The organism is Alcaligenes sp. PF14 (genome assembly GCF_037150615.1).
Lineage (GTDB): Bacteria > Pseudomonadota > Gammaproteobacteria > Burkholderiales > Burkholderiaceae_B > Alcaligenes > Alcaligenes phenolicus.
Genome location: NZ_JBAGRS010000001.1, coordinates 14,383 through 38,817, shown reverse-complemented (window position 1 = coordinate 38,817; position 24,435 = coordinate 14,383). Strand labels below are relative to the sequence as shown.

Genomic DNA, 24,435 nt, shown 5'->3' with positions numbered 1-24,435 from the left:
TTCAACGAATCCAGACAATCCGGCTGCGGTCCGCGGCCCTGTTGATCAGGGCCTGGGTCGCTACCCGGCTATGGTCAAGTCGTAACTCGCCACTTAATAAAAACCATTCACTGCGCACGCTCAGCGTTTGCCCCTTCAGCGCCTCCTGACGTTGGAGGCGGGCCTGCACATCGGCCTGATCCCGAAACCACTGGCCCCGGTCGCGCTGCTCCAAGAGGCCACGCCATTCCACCAGGCTGACGGAAGGCTGCACGGCCGCCAGCACCTGGGCACTGGCGGTATTCACATTCACGGATTTGGCTTGCGGCAAATAGCTCAGATATGGCTCCAGTTGCTTGGCCTGTTGCTCTGCATTGGGAAAGAAGTCCTGCAAATGAGAGGGCCAAGGCGCTTGCCCGGCCTGTGCCCGCTCCAATCGCTGGGCCAGCTCCAAAGCCAAAGAGGGTTCCTGCTGCACATTGCCCAGCAATTGTTCCAATGCCTGCACATAGCGGGCCTGAATGCGACCATCGCGCAGCAATAAAGCCAGATTGAATTTGCCCTGCTCATCCTGGATATAGCCGGAGAAGTAAGCCGCACGGGTCTTGTCCGGAGTCTCTATCTTCAGCTCGCTCAGGGCCTGTGCCCACAGTCCACCTTTGTGCGTCACAGCCGAGCGCTGCGAGTCCAGACGCAAGACCAGCACAGCCCAATCCAGCGCACCGCGCAGCAACCAGTTGGCCTGCATGTAATCGCGCTCGCTGGCCAACTGGGTTGCCAGCCCACTTTGACGCTGGACGATGCCCATGGTGGCAATGGACACCGCCATCACGACCACCAGCGCATTGATCACCGCCATGCCTTGTTGAGATGCCCGATTCATAGCAGCATCACCACTTTGCGATACGGGTGCTCCTGCCCTTCCAACTGCACTGTCAGTTCTATGCCTGTAGCGGCTGCCCCGGCTTGATCGGGCCACGGCCAGCTTTGCCAGCCACGCGCCGGAATCCAGATACGCAAGTTCCAGGCGGTGACCTGCTCCAGCACATCTTGCAAAGGGCCCAACTCGGGCAAGGGGTAAACCGTTCCTGCCTGGGCAATAGCCCGTTGCAACACGCCTTGCTGCAAACGCCATTGAATCTGCTGGGTTCCCGCTCCGGCTTCGGCGCGACGTTCAATCATCAGGATGGCCGGACCTTCGCCCTTGGCTTGCCAGCGAATACTGGCTGGCAATACCGCCATCGCCCCCGTCGGATCCGCGGGACCTGGTGCGGTGGGCAGATGCAACTCCAGATCCCGGCCCATTTGGGACAAGACATTGAACAAGGCCTGGGTCTGGCGCGCCTGTCGGCCAAGCTGCTCATCCGCGTGCAAGACCGCATCCAGGCCACGCCAGGACATCAGGCTGATCAAGGCCATGATGGTCAGGGCCACCAACATTTCCACCAAAGTGAAGCCTTCCTGGCTCGCGTCTGTCATGGCAAGGACGCCAAGGTCGCGTGCAACTCGGCCAGCACGGGGCCTTGGGGCAAGAAAGCTTGTACCGTTACCTGACGAAAGAAGCGATTGGCCGTGGCCTGCACGGTTTGCTTGCACTGCAAGTTCAAGGCCCCCTGACGACAAGGCACAACGGTTTCACCCGGATCGGGAAACAGGCGGCGCAGCCGCATCTCGGCCACCACACCATCGGCTGCCAACAGAGCCAGGCTGCGTTCATGCATGGCCTGGCTACCAGAGGCGCTAAGGCCCAGTGCGCGCAATCCGGCGGTCAAGGCCACCGAGACGATCGCCAGCGCAATCAATACTTCAATCAAACTCATGCCACGCTCTGTCATGACTGCACATCAAAACGGCCCGTCGGGTCGCTGCGTAAATGCAGGACCTCGTGACCATCATCCAGCTCCAGCTGACGCGGCGCGGACAACCATTCATTCACAAAAAACCACGGTCCCGCCGGCTCCAGGCGCACACGCACTGATTCCAAAGTCCAGGATCGTTGGGGAAACAATTGGGCAAAACGGGCCTGATCGCGCAGCCAGCCCGGAGTGGGGCTGGCACCATCCGTAGCGTCCGGGATCAAGCTGAAGCGATAGCCCTGCTGATCCGCACTCCAGGCGACGCTACGCCCGCTTTCACGCACATAGCTTTGCAGTTCGGCCAGACGCAGAGCCAGTTGACGGGCTTCTCGCTGTATTCCGTGATCCCGGTCCAGCACCAGCACGCTTAAACCCGCGCTGCTGACAATGCCCACGATCAGCAAGACCACCAGGGTCTCGATCAAGGAAAAGCCCCGCTGAGCCACATCAGTCCCAATTGCCTATATCGGCATCACTGCCCGACCCACCGGCCTGCCCATCCGCCCCCAGCGAGAACACATCAATCTCGCCATGAACGCCGGGTTGCAGATACTGGTACGGATTGCCCCAAGGGTCGTTGGGCAGGCGGTCCATATAAGGACGCCAGTTGCGTGGCTCGGGAGGCTGGGTGGGACGCTGGTGCAGTGCCGCCAGACCTTGAGCGGTACTGGGGTAACGGCCGTTATCCAGGCGGTACAGCTTCAGGGCCTGTGTCAGGGCAGCAATGTCCTGACGAGCGGCGACGGCACGTGCCTGATCGGGACGGTCCATCAGACTGGGGACGACCAGGGCCGCCATAATGCCCATGATGACCACCACCACCATGACCTCAATCAGAGAAAAACCTTGTTGAGCGCGGGACTGAACAGAGCCGGCCAAACGGCGTGCCGGACGGCGAGATAAAGTAGATCGAGACATGAAGGAAATAAGCTACCCAAAAAAACCCAAGCTCTTGTCATACGGGCTTCATGCAGCACACGCACACTAAGAGCCCTTAAGACAGCCATCTCGGCCGTCTGCCAAAACACTATGCGATGCAGTCTAAATGGGTATTATTTCCGCCATATTTCCGTCACATCTTTGGTTGCGTCTGTGTCAGGCCGGTATCGCTCTGGCCCTGATCAATTTGCTGATCAACCTGTTCCTGCCCTCGGACGGGACCATTGCGCCGGTACTGGAAGAAGACCACCGCGAGCAGATCAGCACGCAACAAATTGCGCAGTGGTTTGGAGGCAGCACCGCGCTGCCCGAGTTGCGTTTGCATGGCATGATCGTAAGCGGCCAGTCGGGGGCAGCCCTGCTCAGCATCAATCAACAGCCGGTACGTGCGTATCGCCCTGGCCAGGAGCTGGCACCGGGTGTGCTGCTGGATTCGCTGCAACGCGAACACATTGTGATTACGGTCGATGCCGTGCCTCAACAAATCGCCACCGAGCGCAAAGGCCCCGCCATCATTCCCGGTATCCAGCAAGGGGCTAAGCCCTGAATTGAAGAGTTAGCAGTATGATTTAAAGCTGTCTTTCTTCTTCACCCTGGTGGGTATGCCTGCTTTACTTCGTCACTGGTTTGACAGCCTGCGCCCCAAGTCGCTGGCCATTGCACGCCCTGAAATGCTGCGTGCCACGCTAGGCGCCACGCTTAGCGTGTTGTTGGTTTCCTCTCTTAGCCTGTACCTGTCGGATTTTGCACATACGCATCATTGGTTGGTGGCGTCCCTGGCTGCCAGCGCCTTGCTGATTTTTCTGGTGCCAAGCAGCCCGTTGGCACAGCCCTGGAACATATTGCTGGGCAATCTGGTGGGCGCACTCACAGGCATTACCTGCGCGGTGCTGCTCCCTCATCCGATTGCTGCCATTACGATGGCCGTCTGCGTTGCCATGCCCATCATGCTGGCCCTGCGCTGCGTGCATCCGCCCAGTCTGGCAATGGCGGTCTTTCCCGCCCTGAATGGTATTCAGAACTACGACTTCGTCCTGTTTCCGGTGCTGTTTGACTCCTGCGTGCTGATCCTTCTGGGCATGCTGTACAACCGCCTGACCGGTGTGGCTTATCCGCCGGTACATAAACCCGCAACACGTCCGGCCGCCACGCCTGCCCGCTTTACGGACCAGGATTACGATGCGGCTTTAAGCCACTACAACCAGACGCTGAACATCAGCCACGATGATCTGGAAAAGCTGGTCAGCTATGTGCACCAGTCTGCCTTCCGACGCAATCTGGGCACACGCCGCTGCTCCACCCTGATGAATGATGCGCCTCTGTCCTGCCTGGTCTGTACGCCCTTGCAGCAGGCCTGGGACATGATGCGCGAGCGCAAGATCAAGGCCTTGCCCGTGCTGGATCAGAACAAGCACGTGATTGGTATCCTGGCCCTGTCGGACTTCTTGCAACGCGCCGGACTGGATCAGCCGGATAATCTGCGCCAGCGACTCAAGCGCTTCTTGAGCCCCCGACAGCGTGCAGCCCCCACAGTAGCCGAGATCATGACTGCGCCTGCCGTTACCGCCAACGCAAACTGGTCGGTGGCAGAGCTGATTCCCTTGTTCAGCCAGGGCCGCCACCGTCACATGCCTGTGGTCAATGACCATAAAGAGTTGGTAGGCATGATTACCCAATCTGACCTGATGCTGGAGCTGTTCAGAATCCTGCAGCCACCACACGGCAAGCAGGACTGAATATATAGATTCAGCCCAAAAAAAATCCCCACTGTTTGCCATCGCCAAACAGTGGGGACAGATCAGCACCCGTGCGTCCAGCACAGGCGCAGAACCTTGTTACTCGGCCTGCAAGACACCACGGCGCAACTGATCGCGCTCGATGGATTCAAACAAGGCCTTGAAGTTGCCTTCACCAAAACCATCATCGCCCTTGCGCTGAATGAACTCGAAGAACACGGGGCCCATCAAGGTTTCAGAGAAAATCTGCAGCAAGAGACGGCGGTGGCCACCTTCCGATGTGCCGTCCAGCAAAATGCCACGGCTTTGCAGTTCTGCGGTGGGTTCACCGTGTGCAGGCAGGCGGCCTTCCAGCATCTCGTAATAGGTTTGTGGCGGTGCGGTCATAAAGCGCATGCCCATGGCCTTGAGCTTGTCCCAGGAGGCGATCAGATCGTCGGTCAGGAAAGCCACGTGCTGAATGCCTTCACCATTGAACTGCATCAGGAATTCTTCGATCTGGCCCGAGCCCTTGGCAGATTCCTCGTTCAGGGGAATGCGGATTTTGCCATCGGGGGCGGTCATGGCCTTGGACGTCAGGCCGGTATATTCACCCTTGATGTCGAAGTAGCGAATCTCACGGAAGTTGAACAGGTGCTCATAGAACTGGGCCCAGTAAGCCATGCGGCCGCGATACACGTTATGGGTCAGGTGATCGATTTCTTTCAGGCCCGCGCCCACGGGATGACGATCCACGCCGTCCAGGTAAACGAAATCAATATCGTAGATGGAGTTGCCTTCACCAAAACGGTCGATCAGGTACAGAGGGGCACCACCAATACCCTTGATGGCAGGCAGACGCAGTTCCATCGGTCCGGTAGGAATATCGACGGGTTGGGCACCCAGTTCCAGCGCGCGCTCGTAGGCTTTTTGCGCATCACGCACCCGGAACGCCATGCCGCAGGCCGAAGGGCCATGCTCGGCGGCAAAGTAAGCAGCGTGGCTCTTGGGCTCTTCATTCAGGATCAGGTTGATCTCGCCCTGGCGATACAGGGACACTTTCTTGGAGCGGTGTACCGCCACTTTGGTGAACCCCATCATCTCGAAGACAGGTTCCATCACACCAGGCTGGGGAGCGGCAAATTCGATGAACTCAAAGCCCATCAGGCCCATTGGATTTTCAAACAAGTCAGTCATAGCAGACTCCAGTTGCAATCAGGTAATCAAAGATGGCGTAAAAACGCCTTGAAACTTGGGCTCAAGCCTTGCAGGGGGGCGCGCAGGATACCCCACGCACACTGCGTGCCAAGTGATCACCAAACAACAATTGAAATCCCAGAAACCTCACAGGCTCTGCTCCAGTGGGCGGGAAGCCGAAATGCATTCCCATCGCCGACATTTATTATCAGGTAAACAGGCCTTTTTTCGATATAGAGCATTACCCTAGAGGCTTCAACCACCTGCTCTAGCGCGCCAGCAGCTGCGGCACGGACGAGACCAGCATGGCAATGCCGGACAGGGTCAACAGACTTAAAACAAGGACTCGAAACGTGCTTTGGCTAATGCCCACATACAGGCGCGCGCCCGCCAGCACAGGGATCAGCACAGCCAGCATCACCAGTCCTATAGACGGCAACATGGACGGCAGAATAGAACCGGAAGCAATATAGGCCAGCAAAGTTACCGACAAGGTTGCCAGATTGAAGTTTTGTATAACGGCGCGCTGCTCATCTTTGGGCAGCCCGGTCATGGTGGTCCACAAGGTAGGAATCACCCCCGTCATACCACCGAGCCCCCCCCATGATGCCGCCTATCAAACCCGACACGGCATTGGCCAGACGGCTACGCACCCTCACATGGCCCAAACGGCTGGACATCAGCATGATCGGGCACCAGATCACCATCAAGGTTCCTAAAAACGCCTTGAATACGGCTGCATCCAGGAAAGGCAGCAAATAGGTCCCCAAAGGCACACCAATCAGGCCGCCGGCCAGAAACGGCAACAGGATCTGCCAATAAGAGGTACGCCGCCGGGTGAAGGCGGCAATCATCTGCCCTGTCCAGGCACCGCATACCGCCAGCACCGCCGCCAGTTGAGGCTCCAGAAACCAGGCCCAGCAGGACATGGCCACCATGCCAAAGGCAAATCCCGACAAACCCTGCACAAAACCCGCCACAATGGCGCCAACAGCCACCGCCCAGTAAACCGACTCCATCATCCCCCGCTGCTCCTTGCCTGTAGACAAGCGACAGTATCTCTCTTTACGAATCGAGCGGGCAGAAAAAAGCCTCCACAATGGAGGCTTCCCAAACTGTTACCGGCGTCGGCCAAGACTGGCCAATCAGGCCTGGTTCAGATTGGTTCAGGCTGGGTCAGCAGCACGCAGATCACGAGGTTGGATCAGCGATTCGGCACGCAACACGTCATTCAGGGTCTCGGCATCCATCAAACCACGCTTGAGAACCACGTCACGAATATTGGTACCTGTCTGGAAGGCTTCGGCGGCAACCGAGGTAGCAGCTTTGTAACCGATGAACGGGTTCAAGGCGGTGACCAGGGAAATGGAACGCTCGATATTGCTTTCCAGGCATTCACGGTTGGCAGTGATACCTACCACGCAGAACTGGGTCAGCGTGTCGCAAGCATTGCTCAACAAAGCCATGCTACGCAACAGGGAGTGAATAATCACAGGCTCAAACGCGTTCAGCTGCAACTGACCGGCTTCAGCAGCCATGGTCACGGTCATGTCGGCACCAATCACTTCAAAGGCAACCTGGTTGACCACTTCAGGGATCACGGGGTTGACTTTACCGGGCATGATGGACGAACCAGCTTGCACGGCGGGCAGACAAATTTCACCCATACCAGCACGAGGGCCACTGGAGAGCAGACGCAAGTCGTTGGACAGCTTGGACAGCTTGACGGCAGCGCGCTTCAACACACCCGACAGGTGCAGGAAACCGCCGCAATCCTGAGTGGCTTCGATCAAATCGTCAGAGACACGCAGTTGAACACCGGATAGATCGGACAAGGCAGCCACAGCCAGCTGAGCATACTCAGGGTGAGCCGTAATGCCGGTACCAATAGCCGTACCGCCCAGATTCACGTCACACATCAGCTTGCGCGATTCTTTCAGACGCACGATGTCTTCGTTGATCATGGTGGCAAAGGCGTTGAACTCCTGACCCAGGGTCATGGGCACAGCATCTTGCAACTGAGTGCGGCCAATCTTCATGTACGAGGAGAATTCCTCGGACTTTTTCAGGAAGGCGTCGCGCAGACGTTCCATGGCGGCAAACAGCGGGTCCAGCGAACGGTAGGCAGCCAGGTGCAAAGCCGTTGGATAGACATCGTTGGTGCTTTGGGCCATGTTCACATCTTCATTGGGGTGAAGATACTGGTACTCGCCGCGCTTGTGCCCCATATGTTCCAAGGCCAAGTTACAAATAACCTCGTTGGCATTCATATTGGTCGAGGTACCTGCGCCGCCCTGAATCATGTCTACCACGAAATGCTCATGGCACTTGCCCGCTTGTACGGCCTGACATGCAGCCACAATGGCGTCGTGCTTATCCTGCTCCAGCAAACCCAGTTTGAAATTGGCCTGAGCAGCTGCCTGCTTGACCAGCGCCAGAGCATTAATCAGTTCCGGGTAAGTTGAAATAGGCGTACCGGTAATGTGGAAATTCTCCTTGGCACGCAAGGTATGAACACCATAATAGACTTCATCGGGGACTTGGCGGTCTCCCAGCAAATCATGTTCGATACGGAACTGACTCATAATTCCTTCGTTTCCTTAATAACGATAGCAAGACTTTTTTGATACGCCTCATACTCAATCCCGGACTACAAACGGAACAAAGCCCTACCATTTCTTGCGAACTTGGCAGGGGCTCGGGGACATGCTGGCAAATACCGCTAATAAGCTTTGGATAATGCTTGTATCCAATTCCGGAAAGCAAAGGCCCGTAAAAAACGGGCCTCTATTGCAATCCGCCAAGCGGGGTGAATGATCCAACCGCCTTTTTTGAAGGCATCGTCGAGCTCGGGAAGCGCTTTGAACATTGTAAACGCCGAGCGCTCACATGCACGTCGTTTTGCGGTTTTTCTTGAGTTGGGCCGCCTTGTCTTCCTGACTGACAGTTGAAAACTCGCTTAATTTAACGGTGTATCTCCGATATAGCTCGCTCATCATGTCTGTAACAAGAGTCTGGCGCTTTGGACACGAGCGTTGCGCGCTTGCATCATTTTGATGCGTTCAAGCCATAAGACTCACAGCACAGGATCAAAAATCATCCCATGCTGCCCGGATAGGAAGTCCGGAAACCTTGCAGTTTGAGAAAAAAAGGAAGGCAAAAGAGTATACACAGGCTTTACGACTATTCTGTAAACCCATAGCCGCTTATACTGAAAAAAATTGACCTTATTTTACTAAATGAAAATTCCTAATCAATAAAAGATGTTTAAATCAGTAAAAATGGAATTAAAAAATAAGATAAATTTCCACATTAAAAGCAGCGGCTCAGTAATAAAAGAAAGCAAACCCGTTTTTATTGGGTTTTATTGATTCTTTCTAAATAACTACTGCTCTTTGCCGCGCACTCCTTAACGGCACAGCACTATGAAATTACTCGATCTGAAATATCAAACTATCCTGAGCGAATCCCAACGCCAGGCCCACCCTAAAACCGAGGATATCGAACTGTGTTTACGCGTTCTGTCGCTGGCCTCCAGCATTAATCGCGCTTCCAGCTCTGTTCTGAACGAATTTGGTCTGTCCGAAGGACGTCTGGTTCTGCTGTTCTTGCTTAGCCGCCAACCCTCTGGCCTGAGCCCCGCGCTATTGGCAGAACAAGCTGGCGTGACCCGCGCCACCATCACCGGCCTGCTCGACGGGCTGGAACAGCAGCAATTGCTGGTACGCCAGAACAATACCTCGGACCGCCGCGTGCTCACTGTTAAACTCACCGAGGCCGGACAAGAGTTGTGCGAGCACCTGCTGCCCTATTACATCGAGTGGCTATCGGGCGTATTTAGTCATGTGCCCCAAGACGTGCGCGAACGCTTGTCCAATTTGTTATCCAAAGCCCTGCAAGGCAACGACACACCGGAAATCAAAGTTGAAAAGCCTCTTTCGCACACCATCCCCGGAACCATGCAGCGCAGTTATATGGCTTAAGGCGCAAACTCGCCTTGCCCCAGGGTCGACCTTGTCGTCGGCCCTACACCGTCAAGGGTGGCAACCGTATCGGTGCCACCCTTTGTTTTCGTCCCCGCAAGGCTGAAACTTATGGATGCTGCTGTTATGGATGCCATGAAAAAATGGCCCAATGTACCCGCTGTCAGCGGGTATATCTCTTTGGATCAGTCTGGTCATTGGCGTCATCACCCGGCTGGCGATGCTAACCAGCACCCAGGGAAAGTGGGCGAGCGCATTGCCCACCAGGGTTTGTTGGCATTTTTCAACCGCAATTATCAGGCGGACGAACAAGGCCGCTGGTTTATCCAGAATGGTCCGCAACGTGTTTATGTCCGTCTGGACGCCGCCCCACTGATTGTGTCCCTGGCCCAGGATCAAGCCCATTTGCAAGACCATACTGGCCGACCTGTTGAAACTATTCAGGCCTGGTACATCAGCGCTGAGGGCAGGCTCTATTTGCGCACCTCCGCAGGCCCGGCCTTGTTGGCGGGTCGTGATGTTCCTGCCCTGCTGGAACAGTTACGTACAGACAAACACGGCCTGGAGAGTCTGGATCTGGAGCAAGCCCAGCGCAGCGAAGGCTGGTCCTTGCCCGCTTACCCACAAGCCTGTTCCCTGACAGTCTGGTCGTCCTGCGTGTCGCCCGCCGAGGAATTGGCGTATATTGTTTTGCCAGAGCCCGATCCCATTTGAACCGCCATCACAGAATCTGCATGACCCAGCCATCCGCCTCTTTCTATTTCCCCGCCCCACGCACGCAAAACTTCTGCAATCAATGTGGCAGCAAATTGACACGCCTGGTGCCCCCGGACGATAACCGCATGCGTGATGTCTGCGAAAATTGCGGCGCGGTGCACTACCAGAATCCCCGCAATGTGGTCGGTATTGTGCCCATGTGGAAGGACGATCAGGTCTTGCTGTGCCGTCGCGCTATCGAGCCGCGCTACAACACCTGGACCTTGCCCGCCGGTTTCATGGAGCTGGGCGAAACGCTGGGGCAAGGCGCCTTGCGTGAAATGGGCGAGGAAGCGGGTGCGCAAGTCGAACCCGGCCCACTCTTTACCGTTATCAGCGTACCTTACGCTGAACAAGTTCACGTGTACTACTTGGCCAAAGTCATCAGCGACGTGCTGGACCCCGGTCCGGAGTCCCTAGAAGCCCGCTTCTTCCACCTGGACGACATCCCTTGGGACAACCTGGCTTTTCGCACCGTAACCGCCACCCTGGAGCGTTACGTCGAAGACCACAAGGCAGGCCGCTTCCAGATTCACGAATTTGATATCGCCCCCCGCGACCACGGCTGATCATGTCGCTTGTATGGGTCGCTCCTGATCAGGCCCTGCCCAGCCCTGAACACGCCAGCCCCGAAGGGCTGGTGGCTGCCGGTCTGGATTTAAGCGTTCCACGCCTCCTGGAAGCCTATAGCCAGGGCATGTTTCCCTGGTACAGCCCTGGCGACCCGGTTCTGTGGTGGTCTCCTGATCCGCGCATGGTGCTGGAGGTCGATCAATTCAAGATTTCCCGCTCCCTGGGCAAAAAACTGCGCCAGATTGCACGGCAGCAAGATCAGGACGACGCCCCTGTCCGTGTCACCTGCGATCTGGCCTTTGAGCAAGTTATAGGCCAATGCGCCGCCCAACGTAGTGCGACCGGCACCTGGATCAGCCCGGATATTGAGCAGGTCTATACAGATTTGCACCACAGTGGCTACGCCCACAGCGTAGAAACCTGGATGGGCGGCAAGCTGGTCGGCGGTTTGTATGGGGTGAATCTGGGCCGCTTTTTCTTTGGCGAATCCATGTTTGCCTTGCAAACCGATGCCAGCAAGATCGCCCTGGCCCATCTGGTGGAGTTCCTGAAGTTCGCGGGCATCCCGTATATAGACTGCCAGCAAGAGACATCGCATCTGGCCAGTCTGGGTGCCAGCCCCATCCCCCGGAAAGACTTTATGGCTGCCCTGGCCTGGGCCAAAGATCAACCCAGCCCGGTCTGGCCGCGTGGGGCATTGCAACTAGGCCTGCCCCCAACTTGCTAGGCTGGCGCGAGCATCCCATAATGGCTCTATCACGCTTGGCAGAGTCGCATGAATTATCCCAAAGCACCCAGTCCCCAAACGCTGCAATTCTATTCCACGGCCAGCTATCGTTGCAGTTACCTGCCAGAACAACAGGCACGCTCGCTGGTTGCCGCTCCTGCTCACCTGATTAACGACACGGTTTACTCCAAGCTGGTCCAGCAAGGCTTTCGACGCAGCGGCACCTTCACCTATCGCCCCTATTGCGACCAGTGCCGCGCTTGCCTGCCCCTGCGTTGTGACACCCTGCATTTTCAGCCTGACCGTGCCCAGCGCCGTGCCAAAAAACGCCACGGCAATCTGGTCGTACAAGACCTGCCCCTGCACTGGAATGCCGAACACTACGAGCTGTACCGCCGTTACCAGGCCAGTCGCCACCCCGGCGCCGGCATGGACGAGGACGACCAGTCCCAGTACGCCCAGTTTCTGCTGGCCAGCCATGTCACTTCGCGCCTGCTGGAGTTTCGTGAACCCGACGGTACCTTGAAAATTGTGGCCGTCATCGACGTGCTGCAAGACGGGCTTTCCGCTGTCTATACCTTTTTTGATCCCGACGACACCGGCAGTCTGGGCACCTACGCCGTGCTCTGGCAGTTGGACTATTGCCGTCAACAATCCCTGCCCTGGCTCTATTTAGGCTACTGGATCGAAGAAAGCCGTAAAATGGCCTACAAAACCCGCTTTCGCCCCTACCAGCTCCTGATGAAAGGTCGTTGGGAATGGCTGGCTTAACGTCCTCTTTTATCGATCCCCATGTCTGCCCTATTCAGCCTTTATCCCTTGGCTCGCCGGGTGCTGTTCAGTCTGGATGCTGAACACGCTCACGAACTGACTCTAAAATCCCTGCATTGCGCCCACCAAACTCCTATTTTGGGCAGTTTGCTGAAAGACCTGCCCAGCAAGCCTCTGGAACTGATGGGTTTGAAGCTGCGCAATCCTGTGGGTCTGGCCGCAGGCCTGGATAAGAATGGCGCGCATATTGATGCCCTGGGCGCACTGGGCTTTGGTTTTGTCGAAGTTGGCACAGTGACCCCGAAAGCGCAGCCCGGCAATCCCAAACCACGCCTGTTCCGCTTGCCTGAAGCCAATAGCCTGATCAATCGCTTTGGCTTTAACAACCACGGCCTGGATACCTTTATTGAAAATGTGCGCAAAAGCCAGTTCCGCTCGCAAGGCGGCATTTTGGGTCTGAACATTGGCAAGAACGCGACTACCCCCATTGAGCAGGCTGATCAGGACTATCTGACGTGTCTGCGTGCGGTCTACCCCCACGCCGATTACGTCACTGTGAATATCTCCTCACCCAACACGCAAAACCTGCGTGCCTTGCAGGCTCAGGATGAACTGGCTCGTCTGCTCGGTTCCTTGCAAGCGCTACGTACGGAATTGGCACAAGAGCACCAACGCTACGTGCCCATTGTGGTGAAAATCGCTCCTGACCTGGATCAATCACAAATTGATGCCATTGCGGACACGGTTCCATCGCAAGGTCTGGACGGCATTATTGCCACCAATACCACCTTGTCGCGCGATGCCGTACAGGGTTTGCGCCACGGCCAGGAGCAAGGCGGTTTGTCCGGTCCACCAGTGCACGAATTATCCTTGAACGTCATTCGTCGTCTGCGCGAGCAACTAGGCCCCGACTTCCCTATTATTGGTGTTGGCGGTATTGAATCTGGCCGTCAGGCTCAGGAAAAGATCCAGGCCGGAGCCCAGGCGGTACAGCTGTATACCGGCTTGATTTACAAAGGCCCGGCCCTGATTTCCGAGTGCATTCGCGCCCTGTAAAACGCATCGTGCCCGCGTAACGCGGGCACTAGCACCCTGAAGCACGTTCACTATTGGCACTGCACGCAAGAAAAAGCCAGCTCAATGAGCTGGCTTTTTCTTTAGCGCCTGATTAAATCAGACAAGCAAAAACTTACTTCTTGCTGGTAGCAGCAGTCGCAGCAGCGGCAGCGGCTTCAACCGTTTTGTTGCTGGCTTCGGTGACTTGAGCAGCAGCTTTCAGGCTGGCGTTGGTGGCAGCCTGGATGTTGCTTTCAGCAGCATCAGCAGCTTGGCGAGCAGCCTTGACAACGGTTTCAGCAGCGTTGGAAGCCGTGGCGAAGGAAGACTTCAGCAAAGCAACAGCGCTTTCGGTACCGGTAGGCGCATTTTTGGCCAGCTGGTCGATAGCGTCAGCGGCGTGCTGTTGACCTTGAGCCAGTTGAGCTTCAGCGATACGCGACAGGTTCAGTTGCAGATCGGAGAAGATGTCGTAAACGTTTTTGCCGTATTCCAGAGCCTGGGCAGCATTAGGCTTGGCCACGCTTTGCGACAGGGCCACAACGTCTTGCACGTCTTTGGCGTTGATAACTTGCTGGGATTGGCCTGCCGCTTGTTCCAGCGAGCTGCGCAGCAGATTCAGGTTCAGACCAACCAGTTTTTCAAAGCCTTGCAGCAATTGACCTTGAGCAGCGAACAGGTTGTTCAAAGTAGCTTGTTGGGATTCCAGTACGTTTTGTGGAATAGCACTCATGATGTTTTCCTTGGAGATACGTGGCCTGGGTCAAGCCAGCGTGAAATTAGTGTCAGTGTTACTAGACAAGGGTCTGAAGAAGGCCCGGCCCATTCGCAACTACGCAAGGCAAACCTTCTATGTTGCACCGCAACAATTCAACTTTAAGCGCTATCCAAAACAAAGTCAACGTAATTTGTTGCGCTGCAACAAAACCGTCATGGACTTGTAATCAAGACTGGAAAAACAACACTAAAACACAGACTTAACGCTGTTTGTCGTATCCCAGCGTTTCGGAAATTTTAGCGGCGGTATTCAGCAAAACGGGAATCCAGTCGTCGTGCAAACGCTCGGCCGGAGCAGATAAAGACAGACCGGCCAAAAGCTTGCCGGTGTCGTCATACACACCAGCCGCAATACAGCGCACCCCCATCTCCAGCTCCTCGTTATCGCGGGCATAGCCCAGACGACGAACTTGCGCCAATTCGCGCTCCAGCAATTCCAGTTGAGTAATGCTGTTACGGGTAGCACCGGCCAAGCCGGTACGCATGACGTAGGCCCGCACCTGACGCGGTTCCCAGGAAGCCAGAAACAGCTTGCCGGTCGAGGTCAAATGCAAAGGTGCATGGCCACCAATGGCGCGCACCACCTGCATACCCGAGCTCTCGCTCCAGGAACGTTCCACATAGACAATTTCATCGCCCTGCTGCAAGGACAGATTCACCGTTTGTCCGGTGTACTTGTGCAGCTCGCGCATGGGGCCCAGGGAAGCCGCACGCACATTCAGACGGCCTTTAACCAGGGAGCCCAGCTCCAGCAAACGCATGCCCAGTCGGTATAAACCGCTGTCCACGCGCTCCACATAACGCCCCACTACCAGATCGTTCAGGATACGGTGAGTGGTTGAGGTATGCAGGCCAGTTGCAGCCGCCAGATTCTTCAATGCCACTGGCTCAGATTGCTTGGCCAGTTCGTCCAATAGAATCATGGCGCGTTCCAGAACCTGGATCGACATCTGACCACCATTGTTTGACGACGCGCCTGAGGGCGTAAAGGAATTTGTTGTCATTATTAGGAGAATTATGATGCAACGCAACAAATTCCATAATATGAAATGGTCGCGCGCTTGGCAAGCGCTATTTTAGCGCAGGGCTCAAGCTCCCACCCAAGTCCAGCACCTGCTGGCGCAAATAGGCCAAGGCCTCTGCCGCTGGTTCCGGCTCCCCTTTAACGCCCAGATCAATATGTGGCTGTCCGCCCGCTTCCCCCACGCTGGGCAGGCTAAACGCTTTCACACCTGGCCAATTTAGCTCTACATGCTCCATGGCCGGCGTAATACGCGACTCTGGCAAGTTAAAGGCCAGGAAAGAGTGTTCGACTCGATGAGCCAGATGGTGCAGTTCCCGATAGCGAGTATCCAGCGTCCACTCCATCATGGGCCAGGCCATCACAGGAAAACCCGGCATGAAGGTGTGATTGTGAATGAAAAAACCGGGAATCTTGTTGTAGACGTTGGGCACAATTTCGGCACCCACCGGGAACACACCCATCTGCAGGCGCTGCTGGTTCTCGGGCAAGGACATATCCGCACTACCCACGCCATTACGCTCATTTTCAGCACAGCGCTCAGCAATCAAGGCTGCGGCCTCGGGATGCAGCCTCAGCTCCACACCCAAAGCCTTGGCCGCCGCCTGGCGGGTTTGATCATCCGGTGTCGCACCAATCCCACCACAGCAAAACACAATATCCGGCGTCGCAAAACTGCGCTCCAGGGTGGCGGCAATCGTATCCAGGTCATCAGGGATGATCTGGGCGCCTCCCAGCTGCAAGCCCCTGGCCCCCAGCAGCTCGATCAGTTTTGAAAAGTGTTTATCGTAGCGACGTCCCGACAGGATTTCGTCGCCAATAATAATCAGACGAATAATGGCTTGATCCTTAGTTGTCATGGTCAATAAGCGTAGTAGAAGCCGCTGCTGCCTCGTGCTGGCGCAGGCGACGAAGATTTTCCAAAGAGAAGTGGGCAAATACCAGAGCCGAGAACACAGGCAAGACCAGCCAGGCCGGTGGAATCAGGTTCAAAAGGGCAAAGATCAGACCGATCAACCAGTACTGGCTATTCAGACGGGACCACAGATATTTGCGCTCTTGCACATTCGCGTGCTCAACCAGGGAATCCACCCGCAACATGCGCGTCAGGGCAAAAACCCACCACAGCACGGGCAAAATCAGCGCAAAAGGAGGAAAAATCCATAACGGCAAGGTGACCAGCCAACCCACTACAAACAAGGTTCCCACCCACACCGCGTTCCAGACGCTGTAGACCGTGGCATTGTGGCCTTGCTTGATCAGATCGGGATAGTCTTTCTGCTGCAAATGGCCCAGGACCAAAGGCATGACCAGCACAGCGGCAATAATCAGGCCCAACACACCGGCCAGAGGCAACAAAATGCCTAAAGCCAACAAGGGCGCCAGATACACTTTCAGCGAGAACAGGCCCAAGCCCACCAACCACTGATCCACGGATTCAAAGGCATTCCAGCCCCCCAGCAGCTCCAGCAACCAGGTCTGAATAGGGGTCCACAATAGCCAGCTCAGTAAAATCAGGCCCACAAACATGATCAGGAAAGGCATGACCAGGGCCACCAGCATGCGTGGCTGAAATTGCGACACCAAAGAACGCTTGAAGGCGATGGAGATGCTGGCCCAACCGCCAGCAGGGCCCGATCGCGATGGGGCAGACGAAGATACGGACATACTGCTCCTGCTAAGCAAAATCGATTACCCGAGTATCATAGACACAGTCGCTTCTTTTTGTCTGTATGAAATTATGGCCTTGTTCAACGCCCAACACGATCTGACCGCCCTGGCGGCCCACCTGCAAGCCGAACCCGATGCTTTGTTGATTGCCTGTTTCTGCGCCGAATGGTGCAAAACCTGTCAGCAGTATCAACCCGCTTTTGAGGCTTTGGCCACACAGTTTCCCCAGGCTTGCCTGATCTGGATTGATATTGAAGAGCAGCCCGAGCTAGTGGGCGATGAAGATATTGAAGATTTCCCCACGCTGCTGATCCAGAACGAAAATGGGACCGTTTTCTACGGTCCCATGCTGCCTCATATCGAACATCTGGAGCGTCTGGTGCACAGCATCTCCGAACGCAGCCCGGTCGTTGATGCCGGGCCTGGGGATTTGCGCGCCTTAGTAGCGGCCGCCGCCTAACAGCACACCCACCGAACGCTTGCGCGTTGTATTGGAAGGAGTCGTCACCGCTGGCTTGGGCGCAGCAGCGGTCGATGGCTCGTAAGGCTTGAGGAAAAATTCATCCACGGGTGGCGTGTTCGACTGATACGAACGACGCTCGCCACGCTCGTGACGGTTGGAACCGGAACGGGACGAGGAGGCAGCCGCTGGCAGATCCAGCTTCAGACGTGGCACAGACGTGCCAATCAGCTTCTCAATTTCTTGCAGCAAATGCTCTTCATCAGGAGCCATCAGGGCAATGGCTTCACCCGAGGCGCCAGCACGACCAGTACGGCCAATACGGTGCACATAGTCTTCAGCGTTGTACGGCAAGTCCACGTTGATCACGCAGGGCATACCGGCCACGTCCAGACCACGGGCGGCCACATCGGTTGCCACCAATACATCCACACTGCCGCTCTTGAAGGCGTCCAATACCTTCATGCGCTCCAGCTGGCTTTTATTGCCGTGGATGGATTCCGCCTTGATGCCTTCACGCTCCAGATAGCGGGCCAGTTGACCAGCACCAATCTTGGTATTGGAAAAGACGATAGTCTGGGTCAGCTTCTTGGTCTTGATCAGATGCGCCACGGCACGACGCTTCTCGTCCGCCGACATGGGGTACACCACCTGGGTGACTGTCGATGCGGTCGCGTTACGGGCAGCCACTTCGATCTCGACCGGATCATTCAGGAAGTTGCGGGCCAGCTTGCGGATTTCCTTGCTGAACGTCGCCGAGAACAACAGGCCCTGACGATTCTTGGGCAGCAAGGACACAATACGGTCCAGATCGGGCAGGAAGCCCATATCCAGCATGCGATCAGCCTCATCCAGCACCAGAATGCTGACCTGGCTCAAGTTGATCGTGCGCTGATCAATGTGATCAAGCAGACGACCTGGGGTGGCGATGACAATTTCAACACCACGGCGCAGGGCTTCTTTTTGCGGACCAATATCCACACCACCGAACACCACCGTCGAGCGCAAGGGGACCGATTTGCTGTAGAGCGCAATGCTCTCGGCCACCTGGTCGGCCAGCTCGCGTGTTGGTGTCAACACCAAAGCCCGCACCGGGTGGCGGGCGGGCGAAGCGCTGGTCGTGGCGTGCGCCATCAGACGATTCAGGATAGGCAAGGAAAAGGCTGCCGTCTTACCTGTACCCGTCTGGGCTGCCCCCATGACATCACGGCCGGCCAGCACCACGGGAATCGCCTCGGCCTGAATAGGCGTAGGCTTGGAATATCCCGCCTCGGTAACGGCGCTTAATATTCCAGGGTGCAGACCGAAATCAGCAAACGTAAGGTCATTGGGGGTCGAAGGAGTTTTATCTGTCATGTACGCAAAAAGTCGGCTTGCCACCAGTGGCAAGCATTTGTAACAATCCTATTTTAACTTATGCCCGCCTGCCTCACAGCAGTCACGGGCATGTCAGTACTCGGGTCAGGATTTTATGGCATCACGGCACGTATCAGCCAGAACGCCACCATCCCGGCCACGATTACCCAAACAGCGTTACGGGTACGGATGAACACCAGCACAGCCACCAGGCTGGCCAGAGCTTTAATATCCAATCGGGGGGTGTCGCCGTAAGCCCAAGGCAAAAGTTCCGGGATAATGATTGCTGCCAGAGCAGCTACCGGAGCAAAGCGCAAGGCGCGCCGCATACGTTCGGTCAGGGGCAGCAAATCACCAAACATGAAATAGCCGGAGCGGGTGAGCAAGCTGCACAACACCAACAGGGCGATTGCACCCAAAACGTACCAATCATACTGCCAATCGCTCATCACCGTGCATCCCTATGCCGTTGCAGTTGTTCTGCCGCCACGCCAGCCAGCACTCCGCCAAGCACCGCTGCCACCAGCCCCAAACGCAGGGGCAGCGCCTGTCCGACCCATGCAATCACGCTGGCCGTAATCAAACAGGCCCACATGGCACGGTTGTTGACCAAGGGAATCAGGAGCGCCAGCAGGGCCAGAATGGCCGCAAACTCCAGCGACCAGGAAGGCGGCACATAGGCACTGAGCACAATGCCTGACAAGGAGGCAATCTGCCAGCTTAGCCAACCAGGCAGGATGATTCCCAGGTAATACCAAAGATGCTCGCGAGAGCCGCGCTCTTTGGAGTCGCCATACTTGGACATGAACAGCACAAACACCATGTCACTGGTGATATAGCCCAGGCCCAGGCGTTTCTTCCAGCTCAGATGACGAAAAAAAGGCTGCAAGGCCGCTCCAAAAATAATGAAGCGAATATTGACGATGAACCCGGCAGTGAAAATCAACCACAAGGGCGCGTGGGACTCGATCAGCGGCAAGGCCGTCAGCTGGGCCGAGCCCGCATACACAAACAAGGTCATCAAGGTGGCCTCAAACCCGCTCAAGCCGGACTTGACCATGGCCACGCCCGTTACAAAGCCCCAGACCACAGTGGCAATCAAGGCGGGAATGAAGTCGATGAAACCGGCGCGCATGTGTACACGATCCTGTGCACTAGGCAACAAGGCCGATAATCTTGTGATGGCTGACACGCCGTCTCCTGAGATGTGCTGCCCGCAAGCTGTAAACAGCGGCGGCAGCTTTGCTTATGATTTTTCTTATTCTAGAAGCAAAACCGAGGCACGAACATCTTGCTCTGTTGATAAGGTCAAGAAAAAACAGGCCGGGTCTTGCTACAATCGCTAGTCTACGCACGTAAAGTTCGGCACCGCCGTTGCGTGCACGGTATTCTTACCTCTCTCATTGTTATCAGGAACCTTATGAGCGCCGCTATCGAACCTAAAAAAGCAGATCACGAACTGATTATGGTCGGAGCCGACGATCTGCCCGTGCACTGCCCCCGTCCAGGTGGCACACTGTGGAACATGCACCCCCGCGTGTATATCGATATCAGCAAGACCGGCGAAGCCGCTTGCCCTTACTGTGGTGCCCGCTACCGCCTGAAAGAAGGCGAGAAAGTTCACGGTCATTAATTTCTGAATCTGGCTTCGTTGGACCCCACTGCTCCCCCCTCTGGCAATGCGATAGAGCCGGGCCCTGTGCCCGGAGCTGACGCGCAACCCTGGCGTCATGCGGATACGGTTGCCCGTCTGGATGCCAGCGCCTGCCCCCTGCCCGCCTGGTTACCTGGCGGACACATACAGACCATTCATGGGGCATTTTTTGCCCGCCATCACCATATCGCCTTTGTCCGTCAAAGGATTGATACACCCGATGGCGACTTCCTGGACCTGGACTGGACCGGGCCTGGTCTGTTTGCCGACAAGCTGGCCAACGGTGCCACCGCCCAACCCGACGCCCACTTATCCCGCACCGCCGCCCGTCGCTGGATGCAGCCCCAGGATTGGGACAGCCTGCCCAGCACGGCCGATACCCATGCCCTGGTTCTGTTTCATGGGCTGGAAGGCAGCAGCCGCAGCCATTACATCCAGGCAATCGCCCAGTACTTCCGCGCCCGTGGCTGGATTGTGGTGGTCGCTCATTTCCGGGGCTGCTCGGGCTTCCCGAATCGCATGGCACGCGCCTATTACTCGGGTGACTCGGAAGAAATCAGCTTTATCCTGAATACGGTTCGAGGCCATCTGCCCAATGTGCGCTGGCACGTAGCCGGCACCTCGCTGGGCGGCAATGCCATGCTCAAATATTTGGGGGAAGCGGGTGATGAAGTGTCCTGGTTGCAGGCATGTGCATCCATTTCGGTACCACTGGATCTGGTCGCTTGCGGCCGCTACCTGTCCGAATCCCGAATGGGCCGCTGGTTTTACTCGCCCTATTTTCTGAAAAGCATGCGCAGCAAGCTGCAGGACAAGACCCACCGTTTTCCAGGCATGGTCGATACTGCCCGCTTGAATCAGGCCCGCACCATACGCGACTTCGACGACATTTATACCGCGCCCATGCACGGCTTCAGCCATGCGCTGGATTACTGGACGCGCGCATCCAGCAAGCCTTTGCTGCGCAATATCAAAATCCCTACGCTCGTTTTGAATGCTCGCAACGATCCTTTCGTGCCGCATGCCAGCTTGCCGACCATTCAGGACTGCTCGGACTCCATCCTGCTGCATCAACCTGCCGAAGGCGGGCACGTCGGTTTCATCACGGGCAGCATCCCCGGCAATATGGGTTGGTTACCCGCAAGACTGGCCCGCTTCTTTGAAACCAATAGCTAAGATTGGCTAAAGCGGGCCTGCGGGCTCATCAGGAGCGGAAACGCTCCAGCAAGATACGCTCACTTTCCACACGTTCACGCAATTGACGAATCTGCGTATCCAACTCGGATTGCTGATAGAAGTCCTGGGTCAAATTGCGCGCCTGCTGCAATTGCTCCACAGCGGTAGGCAGAGCCCCCACTAATTGATAGTACTCAGCCATGGCACGTCGGGCCTTTACACCGTCGCCCAAACGATCATAGGTTTGTGCCAGCAACTGATGCAGCTGGGGTTCATCAGGCCATTGCTTGATACGCTCCATCAAGAAAGCCTGCGCCTGATCGTTTTGCCCCAATTGCTGCAAGACCTGCACATAAGCCAAAGCCACCCCTTGGCTCTTGGGCCAACGCTGCCAGGCCTGCTTGGCCAAATTCAAAGCACCTTGCACATCTCGATCGGCAATCGCAATGCGTATACCCAGGGTATCCAGCTCCGGAGCCTGGAATTTGCCCTGTCCCCGCGCTTCGGTCAGATGCGCACGAGCCTGTTCATAATCCTGACGGCCTTGCGCAATATAGGCCAGACCGTATTGCGCCGCAGAGCGCTCCAGATCACTTTGTGACTGGTTCGTGCTTTGCAGCGCCTGCTCCAGAACACGCAAGGACTGCCCACCCCCAGCCTGCATCACCATCAACTTCGCACGGATATACCAGAACGAAGGGGTGTCCTGATAATTACTGGCTGGCAGACCGCGCACCCGGTTACTGATGTCCGATTCACGCTGCTGAGACATGGGGTGAGTGCTGGCGTACTCATTGGCTGTCGCGCGCTCATTCAGACGCGAAGCCGCGGCCAGACGCTGAAACATCTGCACCATGCCTTGTGGCTCATAACCAGCCTTGAGCAGCATCTCGAAACCGACGCGGTCAGCCTCTTGCTCGGCTTGACGAGAAAAACCCAGCTGCCTATCCACGGCCGCTGCTTGTCCGAAAGCAGCCGCCCCCATCGCCAGGTCACCACTGCCCGCCAGGGCCCCCAACAAGGCTCCGGCCAGAGCAGCAATCAGCAAATGGTTGCTTTGCGCACTTTGGGTAATACCGCGAGCAACGTGACGTTGCGCTACGTGGGCAATTTCGTGAGCCAGCACCGAGGCCAATTCGGACTCGGACTGTGAAGCCGTGAACAGCCCGCTATGAATACCGATATAGCCACCGGGCAAGGCGAAGGCGTTGATGCTGCTATCACGCAGGGCAAATACCGTCACTGGCTGCGCCATGGCAGGACCGTACTGGGCCAGCTTGCGGCCCATATCCGTCAAATACTGATTGATGTCCGGGTCCGAGACATAGTCGGGTGAACGCCTGCCCTGCTCCATGATGGCATTGCCCAAAGTCCGCTCCAAAGCCGGAGACAACTCGGCACCCGAAGCTGCTCCCATTGAAGGGATGCCCACAGGCTGCGCCTGCACAGGCAACACTGAACCGAAAGCCAGCGACAAAGCCAGACATAGAGAAAGCGCGGAACGGGCGGGTTTAAACTGCATGGATACTCCCGACAAAATCAATTGGCCCTGACCATCATAGCGCTTGTCCGCTTGCGAGATTCTGGCAAACGGTGACGCGCTGACAGGCGCATCAAGGTGCCCAAGGCATACAAAAGGCCAAACACTTCAACCAGACCGGCCAGCACCCACATAATCAGGCCACCCATGACCTGATCAGCCAGCGCATCCATACCCGGAATGGCACGACCGCATAAATCGAAAATCGGATAAAGGTCATATTCAGTAAATGTGATGATGGCGCCCACAATCATCTGTGGCACCATCGTAATAACCGGCGAAAGTATACGCCCACCCACCGACAGCCGGGCCGGTGGTGAAGGCCGACGATCCAGAATCAGGTTCCAGTACATGATCCCGCTGATGACCACAGACCAGTTCATCAAACGGTACAAACGCCAGTCCAGCATGGAATAGAACTGCACCGTAGGCAGCATCCAGATCAGGACCAGGAAAACAAACAGAAAGGCGACCAGTATCGGGTTGGTCAGGACAGCCTGAACACGTCGGCCACTGGGTCGGCGCAACCATTGAGCCAAAGCCCGCCGCCAGCTCAACGGCAGCCCCGCACGCAAGGTTTGACCGGGATAGGCACCCATCAGGAACAAGGGGCCCAGATGATGCAAGATCAAATGCTGGGCCCGATGGATGAAGAACATGCGCTCGGCGTAATAGTCCAGGCGCGTGTGCAAGGAAAGGTAGAGGAGAATCAGGCCAATCCAGAAGAAGGACTGGCGCAAAAGATTGGGGCGGTGTACTTGCCGCCCCCGGACGTACAAAGCGATGACCAGCAAGAAGGTCAAAAGCAGAACAGGAGAAAACTCCCAAGGTGTCAGCCAGTCGAGCAAGGACATAGCAGCGCCATCCGCAACAAATCCAGTTGCGGTTTAGTTTATAGCAATACGCTCCCGCCCTGCCCACTTCACATTCAGCACACCGGGATAATCCCGAATCAGTCGGGCACGCTGCATCAGTTCTGCACGCAGCTCAGGCGGGCAAGTCAAGGTCACGCACGCCGTATCGTGCGTATCGGAATGGTCTACCTGCACATTGGCCACGCGGATGCCCGCGGTATTCAGGTCCGAGTAAATACGACGCCGGATCTGGGCCAGATCGCCACGAGGGCAGACAACCGTCAAACGGGAGACGGACAAAGGGGCACGAGCACGCAGGGCAGAAGCCTGGATGCCGGCACGGCGCAAAAAGAGATCGAAAATACGCATACATT

The 24,435-nt window shown here is 56.4% G+C and carries 28 protein-coding genes and 1 pseudogene; 11 read left to right on the top strand and 18 right to left on the bottom strand.

The annotated features are described in order from the left end of the window. Position 1 precedes the first annotated feature (1 nt). The 5 genes from gspK to gspG are packed head-to-tail and all read right to left on the bottom strand — an operon-like array spanning position 2 to position 2,753. Positions 2 to 862 (bottom strand): type II secretion system minor pseudopilin GspK, encoded by an 861-nt coding sequence (gene gspK, locus WFM49_RS00220; protein ID WP_336971104.1) that lies wholly within the window; start codon positions 860 to 862, stop codon positions 2 to 4. Then, positions 859 to 1,458: a PulJ/GspJ family protein gene (locus WFM49_RS00215; RefSeq protein WP_035271938.1), complete on the bottom strand. Its 600-nt coding sequence runs from the start codon at positions 1,456 to 1,458 to the stop codon at positions 859 to 861. The genes gspK and WFM49_RS00215 overlap by 4 nt, the downstream gene beginning before the upstream one ends. Next, complete coding sequence (gene gspI / locus WFM49_RS00210; protein WP_336971101.1) at positions 1,455 to 1,814, bottom strand: type II secretion system minor pseudopilin GspI; 360 nt, start codon at positions 1,812 to 1,814, stop codon at positions 1,455 to 1,457. Before gspI ends, WFM49_RS00215 begins: the two co-directional genes overlap by 4 nt. Beyond that, a complete protein-coding gene (locus WFM49_RS00205) occupies positions 1,811 to 2,281 on the bottom strand; it encodes a prepilin-type N-terminal cleavage/methylation domain-containing protein (protein WP_336971100.1) in 471 nt (156 codons plus the stop codon). Before WFM49_RS00205 ends, gspI begins: the two co-directional genes overlap by 4 nt. A 1-nt stretch (position 2,282) precedes the next feature. Next, positions 2,283 to 2,753 (bottom strand): type II secretion system major pseudopilin GspG, encoded by a 471-nt coding sequence (gspG, locus tag WFM49_RS00200; protein WP_021446951.1) that lies wholly within the window; start codon positions 2,751 to 2,753, stop codon positions 2,283 to 2,285. 127 nt (positions 2,754 to 2,880) lie between these two features. Between gspG and WFM49_RS00195 the strand changes: the two genes are divergently transcribed. Next, positions 2,881 to 3,321 carry a hypothetical protein gene (locus tag WFM49_RS00195; RefSeq protein ID WP_009460079.1) on the top strand — a complete coding sequence of 147 codons (441 nt, stop codon included), beginning with the start codon at positions 2,881 to 2,883 and terminating at the stop codon, positions 3,319 to 3,321. Positions 3,322 to 3,376: 55 nt separating this feature from the next. After that, entirely contained in the window at positions 3,377 to 4,510 is a 1,134-nt protein-coding gene (locus WFM49_RS00190) for an HPP family protein (RefSeq protein WP_336971097.1), read from the top strand. Positions 4,511 to 4,609: 99 nt separating this feature from the next. Here WFM49_RS00190 and hppD read toward each other — a convergent pair whose 3' ends face one another. The 3 genes and pseudogenes from hppD to aspA all read right to left on the bottom strand — a co-directional run bounded on the left by hppD (position 4,610) and on the right by aspA (position 8,271). Continuing rightward, positions 4,610 to 5,686: a 4-hydroxyphenylpyruvate dioxygenase gene (gene hppD / locus WFM49_RS00185; RefSeq protein ID WP_026484753.1), complete on the bottom strand. Its 1,077-nt coding sequence runs from the start codon at positions 5,684 to 5,686 to the stop codon at positions 4,610 to 4,612. Positions 5,687 to 5,954: 268 nt separating this feature from the next. Then, a pseudogene (locus WFM49_RS00180) lies at positions 5,955 to 6,705 on the bottom strand (sulfite exporter TauE/SafE family protein). 147 nt (positions 6,706 to 6,852) lie between these two features. After that, the gene (gene aspA, locus WFM49_RS00175; RefSeq protein ID WP_009460082.1) at positions 6,853 to 8,271 is read right to left on the bottom strand and encodes an aspartate ammonia-lyase; all 1,419 of its coding nucleotides are present in this window, start codon (positions 8,269 to 8,271) and stop codon (positions 6,853 to 6,855) included. Positions 8,272 to 9,111: 840 nt separating this feature from the next. Here aspA and WFM49_RS00170 point away from each other — a divergent pair. From WFM49_RS00170 to WFM49_RS00145, 6 genes are all read left to right on the top strand, one after another. Further along, positions 9,112 to 9,669, top strand: a complete 558-nt coding sequence (locus WFM49_RS00170; protein ID WP_021446953.1) for a MarR family winged helix-turn-helix transcriptional regulator — start codon at positions 9,112 to 9,114, stop codon at positions 9,667 to 9,669. Positions 9,670 to 9,780: 111 nt separating this feature from the next. Next, positions 9,781 to 10,383 carry a DUF2946 family protein gene (locus WFM49_RS00165; RefSeq protein ID WP_336971092.1) on the top strand — a complete coding sequence of 201 codons (603 nt, stop codon included), beginning with the start codon at positions 9,781 to 9,783 and terminating at the stop codon, positions 10,381 to 10,383. Between the two features lie 20 nt (positions 10,384 to 10,403). After that, positions 10,404 to 10,994 (top strand): NUDIX hydrolase, encoded by a 591-nt coding sequence (locus WFM49_RS00160; protein WP_009460085.1) that lies wholly within the window; start codon positions 10,404 to 10,406, stop codon positions 10,992 to 10,994. 2 nt (positions 10,995 to 10,996) lie between these two features. Further along, positions 10,997 to 11,725, top strand: a complete 729-nt coding sequence (aat, locus tag WFM49_RS00155; RefSeq protein ID WP_009460086.1) for a leucyl/phenylalanyl-tRNA--protein transferase — start codon at positions 10,997 to 10,999, stop codon at positions 11,723 to 11,725. Between the two features lie 48 nt (positions 11,726 to 11,773). After that, positions 11,774 to 12,496, top strand: coding sequence for an arginyltransferase (locus WFM49_RS00150; RefSeq protein WP_021446954.1), 723 nt, complete (start codon positions 11,774 to 11,776; stop codon positions 12,494 to 12,496). Between the two features lie 21 nt (positions 12,497 to 12,517). Next, positions 12,518 to 13,552, top strand: coding sequence for a quinone-dependent dihydroorotate dehydrogenase (locus WFM49_RS00145; RefSeq protein WP_336971090.1), 1,035 nt, complete (start codon positions 12,518 to 12,520; stop codon positions 13,550 to 13,552). A gap of 133 nt (positions 13,553 to 13,685) precedes the next feature. Here WFM49_RS00145 and phaP read toward each other — a convergent pair whose 3' ends face one another. The 4 genes from phaP to WFM49_RS00125 all read right to left on the bottom strand — a co-directional run bounded on the left by phaP (position 13,686) and on the right by WFM49_RS00125 (position 17,018). Then, positions 13,686 to 14,285 (bottom strand): TIGR01841 family phasin, encoded by a 600-nt coding sequence (gene phaP / locus WFM49_RS00140; protein WP_336971088.1) that lies wholly within the window; start codon positions 14,283 to 14,285, stop codon positions 13,686 to 13,688. A 244-nt stretch (positions 14,286 to 14,529) separates the two neighbouring features. Then, positions 14,530 to 15,279, bottom strand: coding sequence for an IclR family transcriptional regulator (locus WFM49_RS00135; RefSeq protein ID WP_009460091.1), 750 nt, complete (start codon positions 15,277 to 15,279; stop codon positions 14,530 to 14,532). A 121-nt stretch (positions 15,280 to 15,400) separates the two neighbouring features. Further along, entirely contained in the window at positions 15,401 to 16,210 is an 810-nt protein-coding gene (locus WFM49_RS00130) for a competence/damage-inducible protein A (RefSeq protein ID WP_254498900.1), read from the bottom strand. Next, entirely contained in the window at positions 16,200 to 17,018 is an 819-nt protein-coding gene (locus WFM49_RS00125) for an EI24 domain-containing protein (protein ID WP_035271921.1), read from the bottom strand. Before WFM49_RS00125 ends, WFM49_RS00130 begins: the two co-directional genes overlap by 11 nt. A 73-nt stretch (positions 17,019 to 17,091) precedes the next feature. Between WFM49_RS00125 and WFM49_RS00120 the strand changes: the two genes are divergently transcribed. Beyond that, positions 17,092 to 17,481, top strand: coding sequence for a thioredoxin family protein (locus tag WFM49_RS00120; protein ID WP_009460093.1), 390 nt, complete (start codon positions 17,092 to 17,094; stop codon positions 17,479 to 17,481). Here WFM49_RS00120 and WFM49_RS00115 read toward each other — a convergent pair. The 3 genes from WFM49_RS00115 to WFM49_RS00105 form a co-directional block, all read right to left on the bottom strand. Further along, positions 17,461 to 18,837 carry a DEAD/DEAH box helicase gene (locus WFM49_RS00115; protein ID WP_031232711.1) on the bottom strand — a complete coding sequence of 459 codons (1,377 nt, stop codon included), beginning with the start codon at positions 18,835 to 18,837 and terminating at the stop codon, positions 17,461 to 17,463. The two genes, WFM49_RS00120 and WFM49_RS00115, sit on opposite strands and share 21 nt — an antisense overlap. A 113-nt stretch (positions 18,838 to 18,950) precedes the next feature. Continuing rightward, the gene (locus WFM49_RS00110; protein WP_009460095.1) at positions 18,951 to 19,286 is read right to left on the bottom strand and encodes an AzlD domain-containing protein; all 336 of its coding nucleotides are present in this window, start codon (positions 19,284 to 19,286) and stop codon (positions 18,951 to 18,953) included. Beyond that, a complete protein-coding gene (locus tag WFM49_RS00105; protein WP_009460096.1) occupies positions 19,286 to 19,972 on the bottom strand; it encodes an AzlC family ABC transporter permease in 687 nt (228 codons plus the stop codon). The genes WFM49_RS00110 and WFM49_RS00105 overlap by 1 nt, the downstream gene beginning before the upstream one ends. Positions 19,973 to 20,257: 285 nt before the next feature. On the opposite strand from WFM49_RS00105, the gene WFM49_RS00100 reads away from it, so the two are divergent. Continuing rightward, entirely contained in the window at positions 20,258 to 20,470 is a 213-nt protein-coding gene (locus WFM49_RS00100) for a zinc-finger domain-containing protein (RefSeq protein ID WP_021446957.1), read from the top strand. A gap of 66 nt (positions 20,471 to 20,536) precedes the next feature. After that, complete coding sequence (locus WFM49_RS00095) at positions 20,537 to 21,667, top strand: YheT family hydrolase (protein ID WP_009460098.1); 1,131 nt, start codon at positions 20,537 to 20,539, stop codon at positions 21,665 to 21,667. A gap of 28 nt (positions 21,668 to 21,695) precedes the next feature. Here WFM49_RS00095 and WFM49_RS00090 read toward each other — a convergent pair whose 3' ends face one another. The 3 genes from WFM49_RS00090 to WFM49_RS00080 are packed head-to-tail and all read right to left on the bottom strand — an operon-like array spanning position 21,696 to position 24,430. Further along, entirely contained in the window at positions 21,696 to 23,189 is a 1,494-nt protein-coding gene (locus WFM49_RS00090; protein WP_336971080.1) for a M48 family metalloprotease, read from the bottom strand. Between the two features lie 17 nt (positions 23,190 to 23,206). Beyond that, complete coding sequence (locus tag WFM49_RS00085) at positions 23,207 to 24,061, bottom strand: cytochrome c oxidase assembly protein (protein ID WP_009460099.1); 855 nt, start codon at positions 24,059 to 24,061, stop codon at positions 23,207 to 23,209. 33 nt (positions 24,062 to 24,094) lie between these two features. Then, on the bottom strand, positions 24,095 to 24,430 hold the full coding sequence (locus WFM49_RS00080; RefSeq protein WP_003803097.1) for a hypothetical protein: 336 nt from the start codon (positions 24,428 to 24,430) through the stop codon (positions 24,095 to 24,097). Between the last annotated feature and the right edge of the window lie 5 nt (positions 24,431 to 24,435).

What these genes read in the sequence shown, in the direction of transcription:
- gspG (WP_021446951.1), bottom strand. Translation starts at nt 2,753, where the DNA reads ATGTCTCGATCTACTTTATCTCGCCGTCCGGCACGCCGTTTGGCCGGC.
- WFM49_RS00100 (WP_021446957.1), top strand. Translation starts at nt 20,258, where the DNA reads ATGAGCGCCGCTATCGAACCTAAAAAAGCAGATCACGAACTGATTATG.
- WFM49_RS00215 (WP_035271938.1), bottom strand. Translation starts at nt 1,458, where the DNA reads ATGACAGACGCGAGCCAGGAAGGCTTCACTTTGGTGGAAATGTTGGTG.
- WFM49_RS00130 (WP_254498900.1), bottom strand. Translation starts at nt 16,210, where the DNA reads ATGACAACTAAGGATCAAGCCATTATTCGTCTGATTATTATTGGCGAC.
- WFM49_RS00135 (WP_009460091.1), bottom strand. Translation starts at nt 15,279, where the DNA reads ATGTCGATCCAGGTTCTGGAACGCGCCATGATTCTATTGGACGAACTG.
- WFM49_RS00150 (WP_021446954.1), top strand. Translation starts at nt 11,774, where the DNA reads ATGAATTATCCCAAAGCACCCAGTCCCCAAACGCTGCAATTCTATTCC.
- gspK (WP_336971104.1), bottom strand. Translation starts at nt 862, where the DNA reads ATGAATCGGGCATCTCAACAAGGCATGGCGGTGATCAATGCGCTGGTG.
- WFM49_RS00120 (WP_009460093.1), top strand. Translation starts at nt 17,092, where the DNA reads ATGGCCTTGTTCAACGCCCAACACGATCTGACCGCCCTGGCGGCCCAC.
- gspI (WP_336971101.1), bottom strand. Translation starts at nt 1,814, where the DNA reads ATGACAGAGCGTGGCATGAGTTTGATTGAAGTATTGATTGCGCTGGCG.
- aat (WP_009460086.1), top strand. Translation starts at nt 10,997, where the DNA reads ATGTCGCTTGTATGGGTCGCTCCTGATCAGGCCCTGCCCAGCCCTGAA.
- phaP (WP_336971088.1), bottom strand. Translation starts at nt 14,285, where the DNA reads ATGAGTGCTATTCCACAAAACGTACTGGAATCCCAACAAGCTACTTTG.
- WFM49_RS00190 (WP_336971097.1), top strand. Translation starts at nt 3,377, where the DNA reads ATGCCTGCTTTACTTCGTCACTGGTTTGACAGCCTGCGCCCCAAGTCG.
- WFM49_RS00090 (WP_336971080.1), bottom strand. Translation starts at nt 23,189, where the DNA reads ATGCAGTTTAAACCCGCCCGTTCCGCGCTTTCTCTATGTCTGGCTTTG.
- aspA (WP_009460082.1), bottom strand. Translation starts at nt 8,271, where the DNA reads ATGAGTCAGTTCCGTATCGAACATGATTTGCTGGGAGACCGCCAAGTC.
- WFM49_RS00160 (WP_009460085.1), top strand. Translation starts at nt 10,404, where the DNA reads ATGACCCAGCCATCCGCCTCTTTCTATTTCCCCGCCCCACGCACGCAA.
- WFM49_RS00115 (WP_031232711.1), bottom strand. Translation starts at nt 18,837, where the DNA reads ATGACAGATAAAACTCCTTCGACCCCCAATGACCTTACGTTTGCTGAT.
- WFM49_RS00165 (WP_336971092.1), top strand. Translation starts at nt 9,781, where the DNA reads ATGGATGCTGCTGTTATGGATGCCATGAAAAAATGGCCCAATGTACCC.
- WFM49_RS00105 (WP_009460096.1), bottom strand. Translation starts at nt 19,972, where the DNA reads ATGCGCGCCGGTTTCATCGACTTCATTCCCGCCTTGATTGCCACTGTG.
- WFM49_RS00085 (WP_009460099.1), bottom strand. Translation starts at nt 24,061, where the DNA reads ATGTCCTTGCTCGACTGGCTGACACCTTGGGAGTTTTCTCCTGTTCTG.
- WFM49_RS00195 (WP_009460079.1), top strand. Translation starts at nt 2,881, where the DNA reads ATGGGTATTATTTCCGCCATATTTCCGTCACATCTTTGGTTGCGTCTG.
- hppD (WP_026484753.1), bottom strand. Translation starts at nt 5,686, where the DNA reads ATGACTGACTTGTTTGAAAATCCAATGGGCCTGATGGGCTTTGAGTTC.
- WFM49_RS00145 (WP_336971090.1), top strand. Translation starts at nt 12,518, where the DNA reads ATGTCTGCCCTATTCAGCCTTTATCCCTTGGCTCGCCGGGTGCTGTTC.
- WFM49_RS00080 (WP_003803097.1), bottom strand. Translation starts at nt 24,430, where the DNA reads ATGCGTATTTTCGATCTCTTTTTGCGCCGTGCCGGCATCCAGGCTTCT.
- WFM49_RS00170 (WP_021446953.1), top strand. Translation starts at nt 9,112, where the DNA reads ATGAAATTACTCGATCTGAAATATCAAACTATCCTGAGCGAATCCCAA.
- WFM49_RS00125 (WP_035271921.1), bottom strand. Translation starts at nt 17,018, where the DNA reads ATGTCCGTATCTTCGTCTGCCCCATCGCGATCGGGCCCTGCTGGCGGT.
- WFM49_RS00110 (WP_009460095.1), bottom strand. Translation starts at nt 19,286, where the DNA reads ATGAGCGATTGGCAGTATGATTGGTACGTTTTGGGTGCAATCGCCCTG.